General features: G+C 70.0%; 11 protein-coding genes. 3 read left to right on the top strand and 8 right to left on the bottom strand.

Going from position 1 to position 15284, the window contains the following annotated elements:
* Nucleotide 1: 1 nt before the first annotated feature.
* The 3 genes from FHT38_RS13235 to FHT38_RS13225 all read left to right on the top strand — a co-directional run bounded on the left by FHT38_RS13235 (nucleotide 2) and on the right by FHT38_RS13225 (nucleotide 2985).
* Nucleotides 2–322 carry a helix-turn-helix domain-containing protein gene (locus FHT38_RS13235; protein ID WP_091733184.1) on the top strand — a complete coding sequence of 107 codons (321 nt, stop codon included), beginning with the start codon at nucleotides 2–4 and terminating at the stop codon, nucleotides 320–322.
* Nucleotides 319–1590, top strand: coding sequence for a type II toxin-antitoxin system HipA family toxin (locus tag FHT38_RS13230; protein WP_183492052.1), 1272 nt, complete (start codon nucleotides 319–321; stop codon nucleotides 1588–1590). Before FHT38_RS13235 ends, FHT38_RS13230 begins: the two co-directional genes overlap by 4 nt.
* A gap of 96 nt (nucleotides 1591–1686) precedes the next feature.
* The gene (locus FHT38_RS13225) at nucleotides 1687–2985 is read left to right on the top strand and encodes a patatin-like phospholipase family protein (RefSeq protein WP_091733187.1); all 1299 of its coding nucleotides are present in this window, start codon (nucleotides 1687–1689) and stop codon (nucleotides 2983–2985) included.
* A gap of 6 nt (nucleotides 2986–2991) precedes the next feature.
* Here FHT38_RS13225 and FHT38_RS13220 read toward each other — a convergent pair whose 3' ends face one another.
* The 8 genes from FHT38_RS13220 to glf all read right to left on the bottom strand — a co-directional run bounded on the left by FHT38_RS13220 (nucleotide 2992) and on the right by glf (nucleotide 15040).
* The gene (locus FHT38_RS13220; RefSeq protein ID WP_183492051.1) at nucleotides 2992–3612 is read right to left on the bottom strand and encodes a hypothetical protein; all 621 of its coding nucleotides are present in this window, start codon (nucleotides 3610–3612) and stop codon (nucleotides 2992–2994) included.
* Nucleotides 3609–7658: a patatin-like phospholipase family protein gene (locus FHT38_RS13215; RefSeq protein WP_183492050.1), complete on the bottom strand. Its 4050-nt coding sequence runs from the start codon at nucleotides 7656–7658 to the stop codon at nucleotides 3609–3611. The genes FHT38_RS13220 and FHT38_RS13215 overlap by 4 nt, the downstream gene beginning before the upstream one ends.
* Nucleotides 7659–7782: 124 nt before the next feature.
* Nucleotides 7783–9144, bottom strand: coding sequence for an ATP-binding protein (locus tag FHT38_RS13210; protein ID WP_183492049.1), 1362 nt, complete (start codon nucleotides 9142–9144; stop codon nucleotides 7783–7785).
* The gene (locus FHT38_RS13205; protein ID WP_255488678.1) at nucleotides 9141–9932 is read right to left on the bottom strand and encodes a response regulator; all 792 of its coding nucleotides are present in this window, start codon (nucleotides 9930–9932) and stop codon (nucleotides 9141–9143) included. The genes FHT38_RS13210 and FHT38_RS13205 overlap by 4 nt, the downstream gene beginning before the upstream one ends.
* Before the next feature lie 11 nt (nucleotides 9933–9943).
* Nucleotides 9944–10885 (bottom strand): intradiol ring-cleavage dioxygenase, encoded by a 942-nt coding sequence (locus tag FHT38_RS13200; protein WP_183492048.1) that lies wholly within the window; start codon nucleotides 10883–10885, stop codon nucleotides 9944–9946.
* Between the two features lie 109 nt (nucleotides 10886–10994).
* Nucleotides 10995–12926: a lipid A export permease/ATP-binding protein MsbA gene (gene msbA, locus FHT38_RS13195; RefSeq protein ID WP_183492047.1), complete on the bottom strand. Its 1932-nt coding sequence runs from the start codon at nucleotides 12924–12926 to the stop codon at nucleotides 10995–10997.
* 119 nt (nucleotides 12927–13045) lie between these two features.
* Nucleotides 13046–13930 (bottom strand): hypothetical protein, encoded by an 885-nt coding sequence (locus FHT38_RS13190; protein WP_183492046.1) that lies wholly within the window; start codon nucleotides 13928–13930, stop codon nucleotides 13046–13048.
* Nucleotides 13931–13936: 6 nt separating this feature from the next.
* Entirely contained in the window at nucleotides 13937–15040 is a 1104-nt protein-coding gene (gene glf, locus FHT38_RS13185) for a UDP-galactopyranose mutase (RefSeq protein ID WP_183492045.1), read from the bottom strand.
* Between the last annotated feature and the right edge of the window lie 244 nt (nucleotides 15041–15284).

Raw genomic sequence — 15284 nt, 5'->3', positions numbered from 1 at the left:
TATGAAGAGTATCAAGACCCTGCCGTTCATCGTCGAGGACTCGCTGGTCGATCTCGGTGAACGGATTTCACTGGCCCGGCGGGCGCGTCGGATCACGCAACCCGATCTGGCCGCGAAGGCGGGCATCGGCCTCAGCACCCTGTCGGCGGTGGAACGGGGCGCGCCCACGGTGCAGATCGGCTCCGTCCTGATGGTCCTGTGGGCCTTGGGCCTGGAGGGCACCTTCGACACGCTGTCCAACCTGGGCTCCGACAAGGAATTGGCCGAGCTGATGGCGGACACCGTTCCGCGGACGGTGCACGCAAAAAGGAAGCCCCGATGAGCGCTGCCTCCAAGCCTGTCTGGCTCTGGCTTCCTGGCGACGTGGAGCCGACGGAGTGCGGGCGCTTCACCTTGGAGGGCCGGGTGGGGAAATTCGAGTACCGGCAGGCCTATGTCGAGGACCACGATCTCGCACTGGATCCCGTGCATCTGGCGGTGGGAGGGCGGCCTCGGGCAATCAAGGAGCACAAGCAGGATGGCCTCTTCGGCGTGATTCGCGATGCGAAGCCGGAGGGTTACGGACTGGATCTGCTGGCGCAGGTACGCAAGGTCAGCACCGACGATCACATGGCGGTGCTGGAGGAGTCGGAGGGGGACTCCGTCGGTGCGATCGCCATCTGCGACGACATCACGCGCAAGCGGGATTTCCACTGCCCGCGCTCCGAGGATCTCCTGGCGATCCTGGCCGAGGTGCCGGATTCGCGGCCGGCCAGCGATGCCGTGCGCGAGGTGCGGGGACTGGTAGGCACCAGCGCCGGCGGTGAGCGTCCCAAGCTGACCGTCCTTCACGAAGGGCAGCAATGGCTTGCGAAGCTGCAGGATCGTGGCGATCGTCCGCATTCGCCGCTGCGAGAGTTCGTGGCGATGAAGGTTGCCGGCGCCCTGGGCGTGCAAACGGCGCAGGTGCAGTTCAAGCGCGTCGAGGAACGCGAGGTGATCCTCGTGCGCCGATTCGATCGCGAGGTGCTGCCCACGGGCGGGGTCACGCGCCGGCTGTACGCCAGCGCGCACACCGTACTGGGCCTGGACAAGCAGACGCACGGCAGCCGCGAACGCTCGTATGTCGCGCTGTCCCAGGAGCTTCAGCGGTGGGGGCGGCTGTCGGCCGAAGCTGCGGTGTTCGAGGCCCGTCGGGAACTGTTCCGCCGCATCGTGGTGAATGCGGTCCTGGGCAACGGCGACGACCACCCGCGCAACACCGGGTTCCTTCACGGCGACGAGGGATGGACCCTGTCGCCGGCTTTCGACATCGCGCCTTATGGCATCGCCTTCAGCGGCACACAGTCGATGGATGTCTCCCGCTCGAAGACGCATGCGGCCTCGAGCGCGATCTTCAATCTGGTCGACGCCTGCGAAGACTATGGCTACGAAGTCGACGAGGCCCGCGACTACATCGAACGGGCCCGGCGTGAAGCCCCCGTCCTTTGGGTGGACCAAGTCCTCGCCGCCGGATTCAAGGAAGAGGATCTGCCGTTCCAGGATCCGGTCTGGCTCGATGCCGAGCCCCCGCCGGATCTGAAGCCGCGCCGCGTCGGCCGGCGTCGTTGATCCCGGGATCGCTCGCGATCCCGGCTGTTCGCCATCCCCCATTTGCCGGGTAAACCGGCGACACCCCGCCGTCCTGCCCGGCGTAAGCTGCGCCTCATGCAGGATGCCAAGCCCAAGACCGGCCTCATCCTTACGGGAGGGGGGGCTCGCGCGGCCTATCAGGTCGGTGTGCTCGCGGCCATCGCGCAGCTCCGGCGCGACGCCTGCACCACCGGCGACAACCCCTTCCAGGTGATCGCCGGCACCTCCGCCGGCGCGATCAACGCCGCCACGCTCGCCTGCCAGGCGGACGACTTCTGCTCCGCCGTCGATGGCCTGATGTACATCTGGCAGAACATCCACGTCGACCAGGTCTATGCCGCCGACTCGCTGGGCGTCATCCGCTCCGGCGCGAAGTGGCTGACGATGGTGTCGCTGGGCTGGGCGCTGAACCGCTGGCGCCGCACGCGCCCGCGCAGCCTGCTCGACAACACGCCGCTGCGCGGCCTGCTCGGCCAGTGGATCAAGATGGACCGGCTGGACGACATGCTGGCCAAGGGCTACATCGACGCGCTGGCCGTGACCGGATCCAGCTACACCTCGGGCCACCACGTCACCTTCTACCAGACCCACCAGCAGCGCGAGCCCTGGGTGCGCACGCAGCGCATCGCCACGCGCATCCCGCGGCTGTCGATCGAGCACCTGGTCGCGTCGTCGGCGATTCCGTTCATCTTCCCGGCGGAGCCGCTGGACCTGGCCGGCGCGGTCGAATGGTTCGGCGACGGCTCGATGCGGCAGACGGCGCCGATCTCGCCGGCCGTGCACCTGGGCGCGGAGAAGGTGCTGGTGATCGGCGCCGGCCGCATGCACGAGGCCGGTGGCGAGGGCCAGCACGGCCCGACGCCGACCGGGCATCCGAGCCTGGCGCAGATCGCCGGGCATGCGCTGTCCAACATCTTCCTGGACGCGCTGGCCGTGGACATCGAACGGCTCAAGCGCATCAACAGCACGCTGGCGCTGCTGCCGGAGGAAGCGCTGCGCAACACGCCGCTCAAGCCGATCGAGGCCCTGGTGATCGCGCCGAGCCGGCCGCTGGACAGCCTGGCGGCCGAGCACCAGGGCGCGCTGCCACCGCCGATCCGCGGGCTGCTGAGAGGCATCGGCGTGTCCGGGGAGGGCGCTTCGGCGAGCGGCTCGGCGCTGGTCAGCTACCTGCTCTTCGAGCCGGAGTACACCAGCGAGCTGATCACGCTGGGCATGGCCGACACGCTGGCGCGGCGCAGCGAGATCCAGAAGTTCTTCGACTGGCCGGCGCAGGCGCCGCAGGTCGATCCGGCGACGATGCGCAAGCGCGCCGGCGGCTTCGCGCTGCAGATGCCGCCGAATCCGCCGGGGCCGCCGCGCCTGGTGGCGTGAACGGGATCAGGGCCTCGCGGGCGGAGAGCTCCGCATCGCGCGCTCCGGATTCCAGCAATGCTGCCAGTCGTAGGGCAACGCCGACGGCATCGGATTGGACAGCTCCAGGGTCGAGCGGTGCTCATCCACCCGGTAATGCGCCCAGTCCCAACGTTTCACGAACGCGGCGGTCATCTGCACGCGGGTCGGAATGGCGCATTTCCAGGTGCGGAGATCGGACGAGGGCGGCGCCGCCGGCTTGAGGGCGGTCGAGGTCCCGCGGGGCGGGTTCCGATGAATCTCCAGCAGCAGCATCTGCCCGGGTTCGATGGCAATGGGATCCGGGCCCGTCAGGCGCAGGCCGTCCACGGTGTTCCCCTGGTCGTCGACGATCGGATTGATCACGATGTCCTTCAAGGTCACGATGGTGCGCTCCTGGTTCAGGATCGCCAGGAGGAGGCTTGTCACCTCCCGCGTCGGGATCTCGGTCGAGCCGTCCTGCCGGGTTTCTGCCTGGCGTGCCGGATCCGGTTCGGGGTCGACGACCGTGTACCAGTTGGCGCTGAGCTTGGGCATCGGCGCGCAGCCGACCAGGCATGCCGTCACCCAGACTCCGAGCGCTCTCGTCGCCGCGGACGGCCGCGTCATGGCCGGGCTCCTTCGCCGCCGCGCACGTTGGATCGCGGTGGTACCTGCGTGACGCTGCGCCTGATGGCGGCGATGTCAGTGGCCATGCCGCTCATCGTCTTGCTGGCCGTGGCCGCGCTGTCCGCCGCCGAAGCGGCTTGCGTCGCGGCGGTGTCGGCGCGACCGGCGGCCGAGGCCGCGCTGGTCGCGGCGGCGGCGCTGGCGTTGGCGGCCTGCTTCAGCCGCTCGACGTCGGCGGCGTCGAGCTTGACGGTCAGCGTGCCGTCTCGTCGACCGACGCCGCTGGCCGCGGAGGCGGCGGCGACCACCTCGAGCGTGAAGGTCTGGGCCGAACTGGAGGCGTTCCTGATCTGCGAGGCGAATTCCGCCAGGGAGAGGTTGATGTCGCCGTTCCCCACCGGCGGCGTCGGAGGGGCGACCGTTGTCGCCGGCGGCGGCGCCGGAGGCGGGGCGGCGGGCGGCGCGGACGACCCGACCGACGAGACGCCGGTGACCGTGACGACGCTCACCAGCGTGCCGGCGGCCACCATCTGCGCGTTGTCGCTGAGACTGCCGAGCAACTTGCTCAGCGCCGATTCCCCCGCCTCGGCCGGCTTTCCGCCTTCTCCTTCCGGCCGCGGTGGCGCGGGCGGCGCCACGGCGACCGATTCGATGGCCCGCGACAGTCCCCCGAAGCCTGGAAGCGGCGACCCAGCGGTGCCGGGTGCGGCCGATCCGGGGGGCGGACCGTACGCCGCCAGCACGGTGTGCAAGCCCAGCATGCGATAGCTCTCGAACTGGGACTCGTCGAAGAACTGGTCCGAGGTCGGTTGCTGCGGAAAGCGCTGGTTGCCGCGCCGGCTCTCTTCGGCATAGCGACGGACATCGAGCGGCAACCACGGACCGCGCGGATCGTCGTGCACCAATGCGGGCTTGATCAGCAGCAGCGTGCCGTCCGGCGCGTCCGCGTCCGCCTGCCCATACCGGATCCTGGCGCGTGCCACCGCGGCGCCGGATCGCTGCCGCTCCAGCGGCCCCGGCATGTTGGTGGTGAACTCGATGCCGATGCCCAGGTCGATGCGGATGCGGCGGACCGTCGAGAGCAGGTCGTCGTATTGGTAGTCGGGGTCCGCGCCGGCATCCACGACGACGATGTGACGGACCCGGCGCCGCACCATCTCGTACAGGCCGGTGTTGTCGAAATGCCCGCCGTCCGACAGGTTGACGAAGGCCGTCTCCGCGGAAGTGTTGCCCCAGGCCTCATCGATCATCGTCGACAGGCCCAGCGCCGGCTCCGCACGTTCCTGGGGCCACTTCGGGGAACTCGCGCGCATCGGGTTGGGGGACCAGATCCCCAGCCGGACATTGAACAGCGTCATCACGAGCGCGAGCGGCACCGAGCTGTGATAGCCCATGTTCGGCGACGCCGCCGCGCCCGAGACGGTCATCGCGCATCCCAGGCTGATGCCGTCGATGTGAGGCGTCTGGAGGTAGTGCTTGGACGGGATGTAGCCGGTGGTCCTGCTGCCCGAGTAGAGCGGGGAGATGGTGAAGGCGACGGCCTTGCGGTCCTGCCACTCCAGGCGACTGCCCGTCGGCTTCACGAGGTTCAGGGCCACGTTGACGATGTGCATCAGCCGCGGGCGGGCGTCCCGCTCGGCATGCTTCTCGGGCCAGGTTTCATGGATGGGCAGGTTGTCCTGCGGATCGAAACCGGTGAACCAGTGGGGCCGGCGATCCTCGTCGCGACGGCTGGCCGCCAGGTAGGCCCGCACGAGCCGGTTGCCGTAGAGGCTGTGAAGCGAGAACGCGTTGACGCCGATGCGGTAGGACGTGCCGAGCGCCAGGAGGGCGGCCACGAGCAGCGCCCCGACGAGCGGCAGCGGGTCGACCGTCGTCAGGAGGGAGGCGGTGTAGAAGTGGGCGGCTTCGTCCGTCCAGGGCGCGCAGCGCTTGCCGGCGTGGCCGCAGTCGAGCGGCCGGCAACTTGAGCCCAGGCTGAAACGTGTCTCGGGATCCTGCGCCTTGAGCTTCGCGCAGACCATGCGCGAGAAGGCGGGCGCCTGCACATCGACGCCGAGCCGCGCCTCTTGCGCCTTCAGGTAGGGCTCATGCAGTCGCATCATGGCCGTGATCGCGTACGACAGGCCGGTCAGGAACAGCACGATGAAGACGATGGAGAGCAGGTCGGCGATGCGCATGCCGGTCTTGTCGGCGAACGACTCGGCCTTCTGGCGCCAGGCGGGCCCTTGTTTGCTGATGAACCCGATGGTCGCGAGCAACAGCCCGAGCACCCCCGTCCCGGCGCCGAAGGCCGCCGCCTGTCCGCCCTGCAGCTTGAACAGCGCGAGCATCTGGCTGGGCAGGTAGAACACGAGTCCGACGCCGAGGATCCAGCAGGCGGACGGCAACATCCAGCGCGCCGCGGCACGCGCCCACCACTCGCGTTCATCCTCCAGGCCGACGGGGCGCCGCCATCCGGCATAGACGGTGACGCCCACCCAGAACAGGGTCATCAACAGCGGCACGCCCCAGAGCGCCAGCAGACGCAGGTCGTGCGGGGGCAGGCCGATCTCGACGGGTTGCCACGGCAGCGCTTCGGGCGGCGGGGAGAAGGTGATCAGCCAACGGATGACCCAATACAGCGCCGCGCCGGTGCCGCCGCCCGCGACGGTGACGGCGATGAAGGCCCAGCCATCCGCCGGACGCATTCCCGGCTCCCGCGCCCGCGCCTTGCGCAGCACGAGTCCGCCCAGCAGCGACGCGGCGCCTTGAGTGAAGGCGCCCAGCACGAAGCCGAGCAGCGTGACCTGCCATTCGGGGTCGGGCGTGACGGCGGCGAGCGCCTGGCGCGCCCACCCCGGCAGCCAGATCGACCAGACCGGCCGGCCCGCGGGGTCGCGGAGCTCCCAGCCGATCAGACAGGTCAGCAGCAGCGCGGCGGCGAACAGCGGCAGCACCATCTGCCAGGTGTCGTCGGGCCTGTCCGGGGGCGGCCCCTTGAGCCGCTCCTCCGTGCGCGCGGTCGCTGCGCCGGAGGAGGCCGGCGGCGCGCCGGCCTGCAGGTGCTGGACCGGCGATCGCGGCTTGCGCTTGGGCGGCGGCGCCGGCAGGTCCGAGGCCATGTAGGCGATGGTCCAGACGATCAGCAGCCAGGCGGCCCACATCATGGCCTGACGCCAGCCGTCGCCCGGCAGCCCCGCCTGAAGCCAGGCGAGGTAGAGGCGCGGCAACAGGAGCAGGCCCAACAGCGCGGGGATCCACACCATCCAGTTGAGCGTCAGGTTGCGCGCGTAGATCGCCAGCAGCGTGAGGAAGTCGGCGGACACGCCCCGCATCGGACTCAGGTAGCTGCTGAAGGCGCGCAGGCGCCGCACCGGTTGGGGCTCTTCCGACTGGGCGTCGCCGACCCGGCCCAGGGTGTCGAGCACCGCCGCCCGCGCATCGCTGAGCGCCGGTCCCTCGGTCTGGATCGGCGCCCGGGAGCCCATGCCGGCATTCATGTAGTCGGCCAGGCTCATGCCGGCGGCGTCGGCCTGGCGCAGCAGGGCCTCGTTGCGGATCCAGGCCGACAGCAGGCTGGTGATGTACCCGCCGCCGGAAACGGAGGACAGGTAGTGGAAGTCGCGCATGACGCCTTTGGCGGCGAGCCCCTGGATCACGCCCAGGCTGAAGGTCGCGCTGCGGATGCCGCCGCCCGACAGGCAGAGCGCCGCCGGAGCCTCATCCTCGCCCAGGCGATGGATCCAGGCGCGGAGCCACTTCAGGCGGGCATCGATCAGCGCCTTGCGCCACCGCTCGTAAGTCGCCCAGTCCGAGCTGACAGGAACGCGGGGATGGTCCTGCTTCCATCGTTGCCGCTGCGCTTCGTCGTCCCAGGGGGGCGGGACCTCGATCCGGCGGATCAGGGCCTGCAGACGCGGTCGCAGCGGGGGCAGCAGCGCCATGGCCTCGGCGATCAGGACCTCGTCGTCGCGCCGCGGCCATGGCTGTGCCGGCGTCTGGCGTTCGGACCCGTCCGGCACCGAGGGCGGTGCTTCGGGCGGGGGCGGTGCTGCTGCGGTCATGGCGGCCTCCCATTGGCTCGTACCGCCAATGTCCCGCGCCGCTTGCCCGCCGGCATCCGGGTTGATTCCGAGCCGTCCGCAACCTTGGGGATGAGCCAGGGACTGCGGCTGTCCCTCGTTCGCGTCAGGCGGTCAACCGCAATTCCGCTGTCAACCCACCCTCGGGCCGGTTGCTCAGCACCAGCGAGCCGCGCTGCCGCAGCGTCAATTCACGCGCGATGTAGAGCCCCAGCCCCGCGCCGCCCGTGTGGCGGTTGCGAGACTCCTCCAGCCGGTAGAAGGGCTCGAACACCGCTTCCAGCTGGTCGGCCGGGATGCCCGGTCCCGCATCCGTCACGCGCAGCCACGGCCCTTGCGCGTCGCGACCCACTTGGACCTCGGCGCGGCCGCCGTAGCGCACCGCGTTGCCGATCAGGTTGCCCAGCACCCGCCGCAGCGCCATCGGCTGGCCCTTGGCCAGCACCCGCGCGTCACCGCCCTCGAAAATCACCGGCATCGCCTGTTCGACCAGATCGTCCGTCAGCGCCTGCGCCAGCGCGCCCAGGTCCACGTCCTGCAGCGGCTCGGCCGCGCCGGGACCATCGCCGCGGAACAGCTCCATCACCGCGTCCACCAGCGCATTCATCTCGCGGATGTCCTCGACCGAGCGCTGGCGCTGCAGCTCCTCGATGTCCAGCGTCTCCAGCCGCATCCGCAGCCGCGTCAGCGGCGTGCGCAGGTCGTGCGAGATCGCCGCCACCATCAGGCCGCGCTCGTTGAACTGGCGCCGCAGCTGCCGCGCCATCGCGTTGAAGACCTGCGCGCTTTCGCGGACCTCGAGCGTGCCGCGCCGCTCATCGAGCAGCGGCAGCGGCTCCTGCTTGTGCAGCGACTGGCCCAGCGCCTGCGAGGCCCGCACCAGGTCCCGCATCGGCCGCGCCAGCCAGCGCGACGCGATCCAGGCCGCCAGGCCCGTGACCAGCAGGCGGATGCCGTAATCCAGCGTCAGCTCCCAGCCGGTCAGCGCGCGGAACGGACCGCGCCACGGCGGCGCCTGCGCCTGGGGCTGCGCCGATGGCGGCGGCGGGAAGCCATGGAATTCGTCGCGTGACGGCATTGGGAGGTCGCCGGGCAGCGGCACGTCGTGTCCCGGGTCCTCCGGCGGTGGCTCGGATCGCGGATCCTGTAGTCCCTGCGGACCCTGCGGACCCTGCGGACCCTGCGGACCCTGCGGACCCTGCGGACCCCGCGGACCCTGCGGTCCGGACGGATGCGGCGGCTCGCGCATCAGACCGGGCAGCGGTGGCAGCGACGGCGCCCCGGGCACGCGCGCGGCGGCGAACTCGCCGCGCGACCAAGTCACCACGCCGATGGCCAGCGCCTGCGCCGCCACCAGCGTGACCCACAGCAGCAGGAAGATCCGCCGCGCCAGGGTGTCGCCGAAAGCGCGCCCCAGCTGCTCTCGCCATGCGGCGAACCATCGCTGCCCGCGCGTCGGCCCGCTCAAGCCTGCACCTGGGCGTCGAAGAGATAACCCTCGCCGCGCATCGTGCGGATCAGGCGCGGCTCCTTGGGCGAGTCGCCCAGCTTCTGGCGCAGCCGGGAGATCGTCAGGTCCACGCTGCGGTCGTTGACCTCCACGCCGGGCGCGCGCGTCAGCTCGATCAACTGCTCGCGGCTGAGCACCCGGCCGGGACGCTCGACCAGCGCGCTCAGCATGCGGAACTCCGCGCTGGACAGCGGCACCACGACCTGCTGCGGCGACACCAGCTGGCGCAGCAGCCGGTCGAAGGCCCAGCCCTCGAAGCGGAACTCGCGGCGCGTCTGCGCCTCGTGGTCGCCGCGACGCGCGCGGCGCCGGATCGCATGGATGCGGGCCACCAGCTCGCGGGGCTCGAAGGGTTTGGCGAGATAGTCGTCCGCGCCCATCTCCAGCCCGAGCACGCGGCTGATGGGGTCGCCATGCGCCGTCAGCATGATCACCGGCACCGACGGGTGGTGCTGCTGGATCCACTGGCACAGCGTCAGGCCGTTCTCGTCCGGCAGCATCAGGTCCAGCACGACGACGTCGAAGACCTGCATGGCCATCAGCCGGCGCATCTCGCGGCCGTCGGCCGCGGCGCTCACCGTCACGCTGAACTTCTGCAAGTACGCGTCGAGCGAGCGGCGGATCTCCGCGTCGTCGTCGACCACCAGACACCGCGTCATGCGCGCCTCCACGACCGCGGCCGGCGGCATGCCGGCCTGAGCCACGGACGATACACCGCGCGTCCCGTCGTCGGCGGGGAGCTGCATGGGCCGCGCCGTCAGACCGAGATGCCCACCGTCAGCGTCGCGGTGTAGCCGTTGGTGACGTCGCCGCTCAGCGTGGCCAGCTGCGTGGTGTAGCCGTCGCTGAAGACGTTGTCCGTCGAGAAGCTGATCCGGTTGAAGTTGGTCAGGCTGCTGCTGTAGCCGGACGCGGTGCTGTAGACCGTCGTGCAGACGTCGGTCGGGAACGCGATCTGCGAGGTCTTGATCTTGTTGGCGTAGGAGGTGGCCGCGCTGGCGCTCGGATAGACCTCGAAATGCATGTGGGGCATGCGGCCGTCGTAGCAGCCGGGGAAGATGGTCGTGAAGGTGACCGTGCCGTCGCTGCCGGTGCTTTGCACGCCGCGCAGGTAGTTCTCGTTGACGATGCTCGCGCTGTACAGCGAGTAGCGGCCCTCGCGGTCGCAGTGCCACAGGTAGATCGCGTAGCCCGACAGGTCGGCGCAGCTGCTGTTGGTATTGACCAGGTCGATCGTCAGCGTCAGCGGGACGCCGCCGGCCGTGCCGCTGGCGGTGCCGATGCTGCTGCGGATGTCGCTGCGCACGATGCCGCTGAGCGCCAGCGCGTTGGTCACGCCGCTGCCGTTGCTGTTGGAGCCGTCGCCGGGGTACGGGCCGGCGGTCTCCTCCGGGATGACCGAGCAGCTGCCGGTGGTGCCGGTGCTGCCCGTGCTGCCCGTCGATCCGGTGGAGCCGGTGGATCCGGTGCTGCCCGTGCTCACGGTGCTGGTGCCGGCATCGGAGCCGCCCCCGCCGCAGCCGATCAGCGACAGGCCGCCGATCCCGGCGAGGCCGGCCAGCAGGCCCAGGGCGCGGCGGCGCTGCTGCAGCACGGCGAGGTCGTGCGCCAGGCCCTGGTCATGGTCGTGGCCGCCCTCGTGCTCGTGCGAGTGCGAGTGCGAGTGGTCGTGGGCGGGAGTGTGGCGATGAGGCTGCATGCGGGGCTCCGGAAGTGGATGACCCGCATTGGATCGAGGCGTCTTGTCCGGCGCTTATCGTCTTTGTGTCAAGGCCGACAAGCAGTGAAACAGGCAGGCCCCGCAGCCTTCAGTGCTGCACCTTCACCATGCCGGCGTAGACGCCGTCCCGGGCCATCAGCGCGTCGTGGTCGCCGGACTCGACCACCTGGCCGTCGGCCAGCACCTGGATGCAATCGGCGCGGCGGATCGTCGACAGCCGATGCGCGATCACGATCAGCGTCTTGCGACCCTGCCACTGCTCCAGCGCCTGCTGCACGGCGCGCTCGCTCTCGGTGTCGAGCGCGGAGGTCGCCTCGTCGAAGATCCACACCGGCGCGTCCTTGTAGAGCGCCCGCGCGATCGCCAGGCGCTGTCTCTGGCCGCCCGACAGCTTGCTGCCGTTGGCGCCCACCGTCGTGTCCAGTCCCTCAGGCAGCGACTGGACGAAGTCCCACAGCGCCGCCGCGCGCAGCACCTGCTCGAGCTTGGCGTCGTCGCGCTCCTGCGCGTAGGCGATGTTGTCCGCGATGGAGAGGTCGAACAGCACGATGTCCTGCGACACCACCGCGAACTGGCGCCGCAGGTTGGCTTTGGTCAGCTCGTCGATCGGCACGTCGTCCAGCAGGATGCGGCCGCTGTCCGGACGCTCGAAGCCCAGCAGCAGGTTCACCACCGAGCTCTTGCCCGCGCCCGAGCTGCCGACCAGCGCCGTCGTGCGGCCGGCCGGGATGTGCAGGTCCATGGCCGCGAGCGCGTCGCGGTTGGCGCCGGGATAACGCAGCGTGACCTGCTGCAGCGCGATGTCGCCGCGCACGTCGCGCAGCTCGCGGGTGCCGGTGTCGGGCTCGGGCGGCGTGTCCAGCAGGCCCATGCAGCCGCGTGCCACGACCAGCGCGTTGGTGATGGGCTGCATCACGTCGCTGAGGTGGCGCAGCCGCGAGCTCATGAAGAGCAGCGCGGCGACGAAGGACGCAAACTCGCCCACGCCGGTGCCGTTCACCCGCGACTGGTACAGCGCCAGGCTGACGATGATCGAGATGCCGACGCTGGCCATCAGCTGCGACAGCGGCTGCGCCATGGCGTTGGAGGCCGCCGTCTTCAGCGTGCTGCGCTGCACCTCGCGGGCGCGCTCGGCGAAGCGGCGGCGCTCGTAGTCGGCCGCGTCGAAGCTGCGCACCACGCGCCAGGCGCGGGTGACGTCCTCGATCACCGAGACCAGCCGCAGCTGCGCGTCATAGGCCCAGCTGCCCATGCGCCGCACGCGCCGGTTGACCTTGCGCACCACGAAGGCCAGACCCGGCACGGTGATGAGCGAGAGCAGCGTCAGCTTCCAGTTGATGAAGAACAGGAATCCCATCAGCGCCAGCGCCGGCAGGCCGTCGCGCAGGATGGTGATCAGCGCGCCGGCGATCAGGGTGACGACATGCTGCGGATCGTTGACGACCTTGGTGACCGCGGTGGCGGGTTGAAGGCTGGTGTAGACGCGCGCATCCGCGCGCAGCAGCACCTGCAGCAGCGCGGTGCGGATGTCCATCACCGTGCGCGAGATCGTCCAGTTCAGCATGTACTGGCCGCAGAAGGTGAACAGCCCGCGGACGGCGAACAGGCCGATCAGCACGATGGGCACCATCCAGATCGGGAAGCTGTAGTTCCGGTTGACCTCGGCCAGCGAGGGGCGGGACGGCGACGACGCCGCGGACGCGGACGGCGCGGCCACGCCGGCCGACGATGCGATCGATGCGGCGGCGGTGGTTGAAGCGGCAGGCGCCACCGCCGGCGCGGACGCGGCCGGCGCGCCGCCCGGGATCGAGAAACCGGCGACGTTCGTGGACTTGGCGTTGAAGCCCTCGCCGAGCGCGTAACCCAGCAGCTTGGGGATCAGCGGCTCGGTCGACGCCACCAGGACGAAGGCGATGACCGACAGCAGCAGGCCCCAGCGGTGCGGCTTCATGAAGCGCCAGAGGCGGCTCGCGGTGGGGCCGAGCGGTTCGGTGTCTTTGGCGGAGGCTTGATCGGTCATGGCGCAGGCCGGCGCCGGGGGCGAGGCACCGGCTCAGGCCAAGGGGATCGAAGGAGGAAGCGGCGATTGTGCCGGAGTCCCGGGCCGCCCCGATCGGGCCGGCGCGCCCGCGAGGGGGCTCAGCGGCAGTCGTCGAGCCAGTCCGCCACCACCCGGGCGATGCGGCGTTTCCACCGCACCCACCTGTTGGGGGTCTCCCGGCGCACGAAGCTGCGGTGGTACCAGGCGGTGTCCACCAACTGGGGGGCTTCGCGGGCGATCAGGTCCAGGCTGGCCTGGCGCAGGATCTGCCGCTCCTCCCAGGCGGTGCGGCCGTTGCGGTACACCTTCCCCCCGCTGGTCACTGGGCGGCGATGGCTGGCCATCACCGCGTCCAGCAACGCGGTGCGCGTCTGGCCGCGCAGCTGCTGGAGCGTCGGGATCATGAAGCGGTCCAGCCCCCAGGACGAGATGTTGTCCTGGTAATGCGCGCGCGCGGCCATGAACAGATCGCCGCGGTAGAACGGCATCATCACCTCGACCCAATCCACCTCGCGGTAGATGCGGTGCGGCTGATGCCGCATCCAGTGATGAGAGTAGGGGCTGTCGTGGCTCAGCGAGGGCGAGAACACGTCCAGCCGCTCGCACCGGCCCAGGTGCAGCGCGGTGTTGATCTGCGCGACCGAGAGCAGGATGTCATCGTCGATGATGCCCACGTACTCGGGCCAGGGGCCATTCCCGACATTGGGTTCGACGTCGGCGATGGTGGCGGCCAGATGGTCGGCGAGGTGCTTGAAGATCTCGCCCTTGCATTCGGTCGCCGCGGCGAGCACGGTGACCGCCTGGCCGCGCAACTCGCGCGGGCCCGGCGCCTGGCGGCCGGTGTAGTCGAACAGGACCCAATCGAACTCGGGTGTGGCGTCCAGGTGTACCAGGCCCAGCGGCAGGCTGACGCCATCCCAGGACACCAGCACGAGGGGACGCCGGACCGCGTCGCGCGGCCGGTCTTCGGAATACAAGCTCATCCGTCTTCAGGCCTGCGGCGGTTCCAGCAGGTCCTGCGCCGTCTTCAGCGCGGCGGCGACGATCTGGTCCATGTTGTAGTAGCGATACTGCGCCAGGCGCCCGACGAAGGTGACGCCCTCGGCCTTGTCCGCCATCTCGGCGTAGCGCTTGTAGAGCGCCTCGTTCTCGGGCCGCGGCACCGGGTAGTACGGGTCGCCCTCGGCCTGCGGGTACTCGCGCACGATCGACGTGCCGGCATGCGTCTCGCCGGTCAGATGCTTGAACTCCGTGATCCGGGTGTAATCGTGGTCGTTGGGATAGTTGACCGTGCCCACCGGCTGCACCTGCGCGGTGGTGGGCAGGTGCTCATGGTCGAAGCGCAGGCTGCGGTAGGGCAGCGGGCCGTGGCAGTGATCGAAAAATGCATCGATCGGGCCGGTGTAGATGATGTGCGCGCCGGGGAAGTCGCCGCGAACATCCTGGAAGTCCACGCCGGTGCGGACCGTGATGGCGGGATGATCCAGCAGGCGCTCGAACATCGCGGTGTAACCATCCGCCGGCATGAACTGGAAGGTGTCGCCGAAGTAGCGGTCGTCATCGTTGCTGCGCGTCGGGATGCGCGCCGCCACGCCGGCCGAGAGCTGCGAGAGGTCCAGCCCCCACTGCTTCTTCGTGTAGCCCCGGAAGAACTTGTCGCACAGGTCGCGGCCGACACTGTTCAGCACCACGTCCTCGCTGGTCTGGATCGGGTCGCGCGGCTCGCGCACCGTCTCCAGGTAGCCCTGCACCTCGTCCTCGGTCAGCGACAGGCCGTAGAGCTGGTTGATCGTCGTGCGGTTGATCGGGATCGGCAGCAGCTGCTCGCCGACCTTCGCCAGCACCCGGTGCTCGTAGAAGCGCCAGGTGGTGAAACGGGACAGGAACTCGAAGACCTTCTTCGCGTTCGTGTGAAAAATGTGCGGACCGTACGGGTGGATCAGCACGCCGTGGGCATCGCGTTCGTCGTAGGCATTGCCGCCAATGTGCGGCCGCTTGTCGATCAGGTGGACGGTCTTGCCAGCATCGGCCAGTACGCGCGCGCAAACCGAACCGGCGAAGCCGGCGCCGACGATGAGGTAATCAGTCTTCATGGTTCGGCCTGGCGGCCGTCTCCTGCTTCTGGATATGCGCGGATTGTGGCCGCGCCCGGCGGGGAAGGGACTCGGAACAACCCAGTTTTGGGGCGGGATTCTCGCTCTCCTGCGCAACGCTCGGAATTCACTCTGGACCGAGCACTGATCCGCCCGGCGGCGGAGCCGGTGCCCCTTTCCGCTCAATCTCCTCCGCACGCTCGGAATTCGCTCCAAGGGGCACCGGCTCCGCCGCCGGGCTACA

This window comes from Mitsuaria sp. BK041, from assembly GCF_014193085.1.
Lineage (GTDB): Bacteria > Pseudomonadota > Gammaproteobacteria > Burkholderiales > Burkholderiaceae_C > Roseateles.
The sequence above is the reverse complement of the archived record's forward strand: the minus strand, read 5'-3'. Positions and strand labels throughout refer to the sequence as shown.